We start from the raw sequence: 10,135 nt of genomic DNA, 5'->3' as shown, positions 1-10,135 counted from the left end.
AATGACGATTCCGACATTCCGATAATGGAATTGGAATGTTGCCAGAAAGTGAAGCGGCGTCTGGCGAAAAGAAAAAGGCCGGTTACCCGGCCTTTGTGCGCATCGCGTAAATCACTGCAGCTCAAACTCGCCCTGCTTCACACGGGCGGAGTCAACGCCGATAAAGACGTTGAATTTGCCCGGCTCTGCGGCATATTTCATCCGCTGGTTCCAGAATTTCAGCGCGTCGACATCTATCGGGAAGCTGACGGTTTGCGTCTCGCCCGGCTTGAGGTTCACCTTCTTAAAGCCGCGCAACTGCTTCACCGGACGGCTCATCGAAGCGGTGACGTCCTGCAGATAGAGCTGGATAACCGTCGCGCCTTCGCGTTTGCCGGTATTGGTGACATCGACGCTGGCGGTGACGCTGCCGTTCGCTTTCATGGTCGGCGCGGACATCTTCACGTCGGAGACGTTAAAAGTGGTATAGCTCAGACCATAACCGAACGGATACAGCGGGCCGTTGGCCTCGTCAAAGTAATGCGAGGTATATTTGTTTGGCTTCTCCGGGTTATACGGACGGCCGGTGTTGAGGTGGCTGTAATAGGTCGGGATCTGCCCTACCGAGCGCGGGAACGACATCGGCAGTTTGCCGGACGGGTTATAGTCGCCAAACAGCACATCGGCGATGGCGTTACCGCCTTCGGTACCGGCAAACCAGGTTTCCAGAATGGCGTCAGCCTGCTGATCCTCTTTCACCAGCGTCAGCGGACGACCGTTCATTAGCACCAGCACCAGCGGTTTACCCGTGGCCTTCAGGGCGCTAATCAGGTCGCGCTGGCTTTGCGGAATATTCAGCTCAGTCCGGCTGGAGGCCTCATGCGCCATCCCCTGTGCCTCACCGACCACGGCAACCACCACGTCGGACTGCTTCGCGGCGGCAACGGCTTCGTCAATCATCGCCTGCGGCGAGCGCGGGTCAACCTTCACCGCCTCTTCATACAGATTGAGGAAGTCGATGATGTCTTTTTCATTCGAGACGTTCGCGCCTTTGGCGTAAATCACTTTTGCGTTATCACCGACGGCATTTTTAATCCCGGTCAGTACGGTGACGGACTGACCGGCAACGCCCGCGGCAGACCAACTGCCCATCACGTCACGCTTGCTGTCGGCCAGCGGCCCCACAACGGCAATGGCGCCAGATTTTTTCAACGGCAGGGTTTCAAGACGGTTTTTCAGCAGCACCAGACTTTCACGGGCCACGTCGCGCGCCTCTTTACGATGCAGACGGCTTTCGGCGTTGGTGTCTTCCGGGTCGGAGGTTTTTGCGCCAAGGTGGCTGTACGGATCGTTAAACAGCCCCATGTCATACTTCACATTCAGTACGTGGCGGGTGGCGTCATCCAGCTCCGCCATCGTCACCTTACCGCTTTTGACCAGACCCGGCAGGTATTTGCTGTAGTACTCATCGCTCATGCTCATGTTGATGCCGGACGTAAGCGCGACACGCACCGCATCCTCCGGGTCGGACGCCGTACCGTGCCTGATAAGCTCTTTAATCGCGCCGTGGTCAGAAATCGTGATGCCCTTAAAGCCCCACTCGTCGCGCAGCAAATCTTTTAGCAGCCAGGCGTCCGACGACGCCGGGGTGCCGTTCAGCGAGTTCAGCGCGACCATCACCCCGCCGCTGCCCGCATCCAGGGCGGCTTTGTACGGCGGCATATAGTCGTTGAACAGGCGCTGGGTGCTCATATCGACGGTGTTGTACTCCTTACCGCCCTCCACTGCGCCGTAGGCGGCGAAGTGCTTCACGCTGGTCATCACCGAGTAACGATCCGCCGGGCTTTTGCCCTGCATGGCTTCGACCATGGTTTTACCCATGGTGGCGGTCAGATACGTATCTTCACCGAAACCTTCAGACACGCGGCCCCAGCGCGGATCGCGCGAGACGTCGACCATCGGCGCCCAGGTCATGTTCAGGCCGTCGTCGGCGGCTTCATACGCGGAAACACGGCCCACCGTACGCACGGCGTCAAGGTTAAATGACGATGCCAGACCCAGGCTTATCGGGAATACCGTACGCTGGCCATGCACCACGTCGTAGGCAAAAAACAGCGGGATTTTCAGGCGGCTAAGCTGCATCACCTGATCCTGCATGGTGCGGATATCCTGGCGAGTGACGGTGTTGAAGATAGCCCCCACCTGCCCGTCTTTAATCATCTCGCGAATGGCTTCTTTCGGGTTATCCGGCCCAACGCTTATCAGGCGCAGCTGACCAATTTTCTCATCGACGGTCATTTTCTTGAGCAAGTCAGTGACAAACGCATCCCGCGCCTGTGGCGTCAGCGGATGGTTGCCGAACAGATCGTCAGCTAACGCTGGCTGTAGCGCAAGACTGACGGCAACACCTACAGAGCAAAGCCATTTCATCGTTATGTGTACTCTCTTTAACCAGACCAGAGGCATCTAAAGCCTAAGAAAAACCGCAGTTTGCCATAACCCCGAAAGGAATACTCAGGATATTCTCCGATATTGCGCGACATTCTTTCGCCATATTGTCATACAAAGCGCTATTCTTAGTGACGACAAATTTGCCTCACCACAAGGAGTGGAAAAATGTCCACTATAACGATAAATGACAATGCGACGCTGCTCGCTGAACTGTCTCGCCTGGTCGGCCCTTCTCACCTGCTGACCGACCCGGCAAAAACCGCCCGCTATCGCAAGGGCTTCCGTTCGGGCCAGGGCGACGCGCTGGCGGTGGTGTTCCCCGGCTCGCTACTTGAACTGTGGCGCGTGCTGAACGCCTGCGTTAACGCCGACAAAATTATCCTGATGCAGGCGGCGAATACCGGCCTGACCGAAGGCTCAACGCCAAGCGGCAACGATTACGACCGCGACATTGTTATTATCAGCACCCTGCGGCTGGACAAACTGCACCTGCTGGATAAGGGTGAACAGGTGCTGGCCTTCCCGGGCACCACGCTCTATTCGCTGGAAAAAGCGCTGAAACCGCTGGGTCGCGAACCGCACTCGGTGATCGGCTCATCCTGTATCGGGGCGTCGGTCGTCGGCGGTATCTGCAATAACTCCGGCGGCTCGCTGGTCCAGCGCGGCCCGGCCTATACCGAAATGTCCCTGTTTGCCCGCATCAACGACGACGGCAAGATACAGCTCGTCAACCACCTGGGGATCGACCTCGGCGCCACGCCGGAGCAGATCCTGAGCAAACTGGACGATGAGCGCGTCACCGATGCCGACGTGCAGCACGACGGCCGTCACGCCCACGATCACGACTACGTCAGCCGCGTACGCGATGTAGACGCCGACACCCCGGCCCGCTATAACGCGGACCCGGACCGCCTGTTCGAGTCCTCCGGCTGCGCCGGTAAACTTGCGGTGTTCGCCGTTCGCCTGGATACCTTCCCGGCAGAGAAACGCCAGCAGGTGTTTTATATCGGCACTAACCAGCCGCAGGTGCTCACGGAGATACGTCGCCATATTCTGGCCGAGTTCGAGCATCTGCCGGTCGCGGGCGAGTATATGCACCGCGATATCTACGACATCGCCGAAAAATACGGTAAAGACACCTTCCTGATGATCGACAAGCTCGGCACCGACAAAATGCCGTTCTTTTTCACCCTGAAGGGACGTACGGATGCGATGCTGGAAAAAGTGTCGCTGTTTAAGCCGCACTTCACCGACCGCTTTATGCAGAAGATAGGCCATGTCTTTGCGGCTCATCTGCCGGAGCGCATGAAAATCTGGCGCGATAAGTACGAACACCACCTGCTGCTGAAAATGGCGGGCGACGGCATTGATGAAGCCGAAAGCTGGCTCAAACATTATTTTGCCGATGCGCAAGGGGATTTCTTCGTTTGTACCGCTGAAGAAGGCAGCAAAGCGTTTCTCCATCGTTTTGCGGCGGCGGGCGCGGCCATTCGCTATCAGGCGGTACATGCCGATGAGGTGGAAGACATCCTGGCGCTGGATATCGCCCTGCGCCGCAACGATACCGAGTGGTTTGAACATCTGCCGGCAGACATCGACAACCAACTGGTGCACAAGCTCTACTACGGTCACTTTATGTGTCACGTTTTCCACCAGGACTATATTGTCAAAAAAGGGGTGGACGCCCATGCGCTGAAGGAGCAAATGCTGGCCCTGCTTCGCGAACGCGGCGCGCAGTATCCGGCGGAACATAACGTCGGGCACCTCTACGAAGCCGCTGATACGTTAAAACGGTTTTATCGTGAGAATGACCCCACCAATAGCATGAACCCCGGAATAGGAAAAACCAGCAAGCAGAAATATTGGGGCGAAGGGCATTGCGCAGAACAAGAGTGAGCCAAAATATCGAGAAATTCCCGCCCGGAACCTGGGGAAATCGTGTAATCGCGTTAAACTCCGCTATACAGTAAGGCCAAGGGCCAGAGAAACATTTCTCTGGCCTGTCAAACTAAGGAGTTAACCTCATGTCTGCGGGTGATGCCGAATTAGGTGCAGAGATAGAGATCCGGGATGCGGTACCTGATGACGCGCATGCCATTGCGGCGCTGTATGCCTGGCATGTGTTGAACGGTCGAGCCTCCTTTGAAGAAGTCCCCCCTTCCGTCGATGAAATGCGTACCCGAATGAAAAAACTCACCGGCTCCGGGCTACCCTGGCTGGTGGCGCTGTATCGCGGCATTCTCGTCGGCTACTGCTATGCTGGCCCCTACCGCCCTCGCCCGGCCTACCGCTACACCCTGGAAGAGTCCATTTATGTGGATGCCAGCATGGCTGGTCGCGGCGTGGGCAGCGCGCTCCTCACGCGTCTTATCGACATGTGCGAGCAGGGCCAGTGGCGGCAAATGGTCGCGGTGATTGGCGATGGCAATAACAACACTGGCTCGCTGCGGCTACATAAAAAGCACGGTTTTGATGTGGTCGGACAGTTGCGCAGCGTGGGTTATAAGCTCGGCGACTGGCGGGATACGGTGATCATGCAGCGTCCACTCAACGACGGTGACTGGACGCTGCCGGAGTAGCGTTAGTCAGCCTGGGTGGCCGGCTGCGCGTTGAGAATAGCGTTCGCCATCTGCGCTTCTTTCTGCTTTTTATAGCTCAGCGCTGCGGGCGGTACCGGCATCACCTTCCCGGTTTCAACCCACGTGCGCAGGCGGCTGGCGTCGGCGAAGTGGGTATATTTACCGAAGGCATCCATCACCACCATCGCCACCGGACGGTTATTCATCACCGTACGCATCACCAGACAATGTCCCGCCGCATTGGTAAAGCCGGTTTTGGTCAGTTGGATATTCCAGTTGTCGCGATAGACCAGGTGGTTGGTGTTACGAAACGGCAACGTGTACGCCGGATTGCTGAAGGTCGCGGTATCTTCCTTCGTGGTGCTCAGTTGACCAATCAGCGGGTACTGCCTGGTGGCGATCAGCAGTTTGGTCAGGTCGCGGGCGGTAGACACGTTATGAATCGACAGCCCGGTCGGCTCGACGTAGCGTGTATGATTCATACCGAGCGCTTTCGCTTTGGCGTTCATCGCGCGGATAAACGCGTCATAACCGCCCGGATAGTGGTGCGCAAGGCTTGCCGCCGCGCGGTTTTCTGAGGACATCAGCGCCAGCAGCAGCATATTTTTACGGCTGATTTCACTCTTAAGACGCACGCGGGAGTAAACGCCCTTCATCTCCGGCGTCTGGCTGATATCCACCGTCAGCATTTCGTCCAGCGGCAGGTGCGCATCCAGCACGACCATCGCGGTCATCAGTTTGGTAATGGACGCCATCGGCCGCACCAGATCCGGGTCGCTGGCGTAAATCACCTGGTTGGTGTTCAAATCAACAATCATTGCACTACCGGAAGCAATATCCGGTTTAGACGCCGTCGTCGCCGCAGCGGGTTTGGCGATCGCCTGGGGCGCAAAAGGGACAGCCAGCATCAGCGCAAGGCTAAGCAGGGAAACTCGAAATTTCAGCATGGTGGTGAGCAGTCTGGTCATTATTGTGCGAATTATGTCGTACCGGACGTTGAGTTCCGAAAGGAATAACGCGGCTCCCGGCATCATACCCCGCCGGGCCTCGTTTTCGCCACCAGATAATCGTGAGTAAATGCTGCATTGCTGGCGCCTGAAATATCAGCGCCAGCAATGTGTAAACTTAGAACAAGCGGTAACCATAGCCCCACAAAACCACGGTCATCGCCAAAAGCACTTCAAGGACCAGCACGCCAATGGCGAGCGTTGAACTGGCAAAACTCAGCCCCTCTTCGCGGCTAATGCTCAGGAAGGTAGGAATGCCAAGGTAGAGCAGATAACCGGTGTAGCACAGCGCTATCGTCCCCACCAGGGCGCAAAGCCAGACCAGCGGGTACAGCGCAACGATGCCGCTCATGAACATGGGCGTCGCAATATAGCCGGCAAACACCATGCAGCGTTTAAGCGACGGACGTTGTGGATAATTTCGCGCCATCCACCAGATAACGCGCCCCATGACGGCCACCCCGGCCAGCATCAGCGCATAAAACATTACCGCCAGCGCCAACCCGGTGAACATGGACAATTTGATAACCACACCGTCACCAAAGCTCCAGCCAATCTGCGTCGTCCCGATGAACGCGCAAATGACCGGCACCGCCGCCATCACCAGAACATGGTGGGTATAATGGTGCGACACGGTTTCATTCTCGCCCTGAATGACGTGCATTTCCCGATCGGGATGGGAGAAAAGTCCCCAGACATGGTTCATAGAGCCCCCTCGTTACGGCTTCGTAGAACACATACTTAGTATAATGCAGGCTGAAGATTATTTTTTATACACGCCGAAAAAGAGTGGCCTGCTGACGCACAGGGGAACTGCGTATTGCCCGTCCTGCGTGTATGCTTAACGTTGTTCTGATGCAGGGAGATACATATTTCGTATGGATATCAATAGTCTCATAAGCCAGTATGGCTATGCGGCGCTGCTGGTAGGTGCGGTAGCAGAAGGTGAAACCATGACGCTTCTGGGCGGCCTGGCGGCGCATCAGGGGCTGCTACGATTCTGGCTGGTGGTGGCCTCCGTGGCGTTGGGCGGCATGATTGGCGATCAGGTGCTATTCCTGCTGGGGCGTCATTTCGGCGGACGGGTGCTGAGGCGTTTTTCCCGCTATAAGCGCAAAATCCGCTCGGCGCAGCGGCTTATTCAGCGTCACCCCTACCTGTTTGTGATTGGCACCCGTTTTATGTACGGTTTTCGCGTCGTCGGCCCGGTACTGATCGGCGCCAGCAAACTGCCGCCGCGGATCTTTTTCCCGCTCAATATTTTCGGCGCTTTCATCTGGGCGCTGCTGTTTACCACCCTGGGCTATCTGGGGGGTGAAGTGATTGGACCGTGGCTACACCATCTCGATCAGCATATTAAACGCTGGGCATGGCTGATTATCGTGGCGGCGGCGGTGCTGGCAGTGCGGATATGGCTTAAACGCCGCGACAAACGCAAAGCCGATGACGATGAAACGCCTTAAGCGGGCCCCCCGAACGGGAGGCCGCGATGGTCAGGGTCACGACTGCGGGTGGTGGTAGCCGCCGCCTAACGCCGAGGTCAGTTGGATGCTGGCATCTACCCACTGCCCTTGCAGCTGCAGCGCGTTGATTTGCTCCTGCAACGACGGCAGTTTCACGAGGCTGACCTCCGAACCGGAGAGAATACCGGCCTGCATTCGCGCCTGCGCCTGTGATACCACTCTACCGGCATCTTTGAGCACCAGTTGCTGCTGCTGGTTCTTATCCATCAGCGTCTCCACCTGGCTTGCGCTCCTGGCAACCTGGTTAACCGCGTCGACCACTGCCTTGTTGTAGTTCGCGACCGACAGATCGCGCTGGGCGTCGGCGATATCGAGGTTAGCGTTCAGGCGGCCGCTGTCAAAAATCGGCAGCGTTAAACCTGCGGTTACGCCCATTTGCTGCGCCGAATTACGGAACAGGTCGCTTAAGTGCAGCGCATCCTGCTGCAGGAATGCCATCAGGTTGATATCCGGGTAGAACGCCGCTTTCGCCGCGTCGACTTCACTCATCGACGACTGAATATACCAGTGTCCCGCCTGCAGGTCAGGGCGACGGGCAAGCAGCTCATAGCCGAGGCTTGCCGGCATCTGCGTCTTCACGACCGGCAGCGGCGTCTGGCGCAGATTGAGCGAGGCTCCCTGCTTATTCACCAGCGCCATCAGGCGGGCCTCTATCTCCTTCATATTGCCGGAGACCTGAGTCAGCTGCTGCTCGGTTTTGCTGACGTTGATATCATTTTTTGCGCCTTCAACCGACGAGGTAATGCCGTGGGAATAGAGCTCTTTATCCACGGAGATAATATTGTTCTGCTCGCGCTTCACCTGGAGCAATACCTGTTTTACCGCCGCTTCGGTCTGCCATTCCCAGTAAAGTCGCGCCACGCTGCTGGCAAGCAACTGACGGGTTTGCGCCAGCTCCGCCGAGCGGGCTTTCTGCACGCCGATGCGCGACTGCACCTCCGCACGGTGTTTCCCCCACAGGTCGAGATCCCACCCTGCCGTCAGGCCAAAGGTGCCGTTGGTGTACCACGGGCCCGTGGTGCCCTGCGCCGGATCGGTGGTAGCAAACGGCCCCATCAACCCTTCCGCCGACATTTTTTGCCGCTCGATATCCGCGCCGAAATCCACTTCCGGGCCGCCTTGCGCCTCGGTCATTCGCGCCTGCGCTTCGGCGAGCTTAATTCGCTGCATCGCCACCTGCATATCCGGCGCGTTGCTGAGGGCCTGCTCAATTAATCCGTTTAATTGCGCGTCATGATAATCCTGCCACCAGTGACTTTGCGGCCAGCCGTTTTGCAACGCCGTCGGCAAGCGGTTATCCACATGCGAGGCGGGAAGTTGTTTTGATAAAGGTGCCCCCGTCTCATGGGACGGCGCGCACGCAGAAAGCAAGGTGGTCAGCGACAAACCGATCGCGGCAGAAAGAATAACGTTATGTTTCATTTCGCAAATCTGTTAACGGGATGAACAGGTATCATATAGTGAAAACGCGATTGGGTGTTTAGTAAAGCGTGGCACTAAGCCAGTTCCCTACCGCCTTAGCGCTGCGCCTGTACGATGCTGGCGTACTGCTCGATAGCCTGGGCTATCGACGCCGAATCTCCCAGCGTGCGGATGGTGGTAAACAGCGTGGACGCCTGCGCATACTCTTTACGCAAATACCCCAGCCACTGCTTGATGCGGGCCACATGGTACAGGCCGGTATCCCCCTGCTTTTCCAGACGGCTGTATTTCTGCAACAGCGTCATGACGTCAGGCCACGGCATGCGCGGTGCGTTGTACTTCACCACCCGGCTGAGGTTCGGAATATTGAGCGCGCCGCGGCCGATCATCACCGCATCGCAACCGGTCGCCGCCATGCAGTCCTGCGCGCTCTGCCAGTCCCAGATTTCACCGTTTGCCACGACCGGAATCGACAGGCGCTGGCGGATGTCGCCAATGGCCTGCCAGTTGATGCGCTCGGCCTTATAGCCATCTTCCTTGGTGCGGCCATGCACCACCAGCTCCGTCGCCCCCGCCTGCTGGACGGCGTCGGCAATCTCAAACTGGCGCTCTGCGCTGTCCCAGCCAAGACGGATTTTCACCGTCACCGGCAGGTGCGCAGGCACGGCTTCACGCATCGCCTTCGCGCCGCGGTAGATCAGCTCCGGATCTTTCAGCAGCGTCGCCCCGCCGCCGCTGCCGTTCACCACTTTCGACGGACAACCGCAGTTTAAATCAACGCCCCAGGAGCCAAGCTCGACGGCACGGGCGGCATTTTCCGCCAGCCACTGCGGGTACTGCCCCAGCAGCTGTACGCGAACCAGGGTTCCGGATGAGGTGCGACTCTGGCGCTGAAGCTCCGGACAGAGCCGGTAGAACGATTTCGCTGGCAGCAGTTTATCCACCACCCGCAAGAATTCGGTGATGCACAGGTCGTAATCATTCACCTCAGTCAGCAGCTCACGCACCAGTGCATCGAGCACGCCTTCCATCGGCGCCAGTAAAACACGCATGTCAAACCCCGGAGAAAAAAGAGGCGCTATGGTAGCGTTGTTGCGCTCAGGAATGAAGCCTTTCTGGACGATACCTTTCATACTGCATGTTGCTGGAAGGAATGGTGAGTATGCCCAGAATT

The 10,135-nt window shown here is 57.6% G+C and carries 8 protein-coding genes; 3 read left to right on the top strand and 5 right to left on the bottom strand.

All coding sequences use genetic code 11. The annotated features are described in order from the left end of the window. Positions 1 to 111 precede the first annotated feature (111 nt). A complete protein-coding gene (gene bglX, locus JO226_RS16075) occupies positions 112 to 2,409 on the bottom strand; it encodes a beta-glucosidase BglX (RefSeq protein WP_293602544.1) in 2,298 nt (765 codons plus the stop codon). 186 nt (positions 2,410 to 2,595) lie between these two features. Between bglX and dld the strand changes: the two genes are divergently transcribed. Both dld and JO226_RS16065 read left to right on the top strand, forming a co-directional pair. Next, positions 2,596 to 4,326, top strand: a complete 1,731-nt coding sequence (dld, locus tag JO226_RS16070; protein WP_293602543.1) for a D-lactate dehydrogenase — start codon at positions 2,596 to 2,598, stop codon at positions 4,324 to 4,326. A gap of 128 nt (positions 4,327 to 4,454) precedes the next feature. After that, entirely contained in the window at positions 4,455 to 5,009 is a 555-nt protein-coding gene (locus JO226_RS16065; protein WP_293602542.1) for a GNAT family N-acetyltransferase, read from the top strand. A gap of 2 nt (positions 5,010 to 5,011) precedes the next feature. Here the strand turns inward: JO226_RS16065 and pbpG are convergent, their stop codons facing one another. Both pbpG and JO226_RS16055 read right to left on the bottom strand, forming a co-directional pair. Next, entirely contained in the window at positions 5,012 to 5,956 is a 945-nt protein-coding gene (pbpG, locus tag JO226_RS16060) for a D-alanyl-D-alanine endopeptidase (RefSeq protein WP_293602545.1), read from the bottom strand. 178 nt (positions 5,957 to 6,134) lie between these two features. Next, positions 6,135 to 6,722 carry a Yip1 family protein gene (locus JO226_RS16055; protein WP_293602541.1) on the bottom strand — a complete coding sequence of 196 codons (588 nt, stop codon included), beginning with the start codon at positions 6,720 to 6,722 and terminating at the stop codon, positions 6,135 to 6,137. Between the two features lie 172 nt (positions 6,723 to 6,894). On the opposite strand from JO226_RS16055, the gene JO226_RS16050 reads away from it, so the two are divergent. Continuing rightward, entirely contained in the window at positions 6,895 to 7,479 is a 585-nt protein-coding gene (locus JO226_RS16050; RefSeq protein WP_293602540.1) for a DedA family protein, read from the top strand. Between the two features lie 36 nt (positions 7,480 to 7,515). On the opposite strand, the gene mdtQ is transcribed toward JO226_RS16050, so the two are convergent. Beyond that, on the bottom strand, positions 7,516 to 8,961 hold the full coding sequence (gene mdtQ / locus JO226_RS16045; protein WP_293602539.1) for a multidrug resistance outer membrane protein MdtQ: 1,446 nt from the start codon (positions 8,959 to 8,961) through the stop codon (positions 7,516 to 7,518). Positions 8,962 to 9,056: 95 nt separating this feature from the next. Continuing rightward, positions 9,057 to 10,013 carry a tRNA dihydrouridine(16) synthase DusC gene (gene dusC, locus JO226_RS16040; RefSeq protein ID WP_293602538.1) on the bottom strand — a complete coding sequence of 319 codons (957 nt, stop codon included), beginning with the start codon at positions 10,011 to 10,013 and terminating at the stop codon, positions 9,057 to 9,059. Between the last annotated feature and the right edge of the window lie 122 nt (positions 10,014 to 10,135).

Source organism: Pluralibacter sp. (genome assembly GCF_019237635.1).
Lineage (GTDB): Bacteria > Pseudomonadota > Gammaproteobacteria > Enterobacterales > Enterobacteriaceae > Enterobacter_B.
The sequence above is the reverse complement of the archived record's forward strand: the minus strand, read 5'-3'. Positions and strand labels throughout refer to the sequence as shown.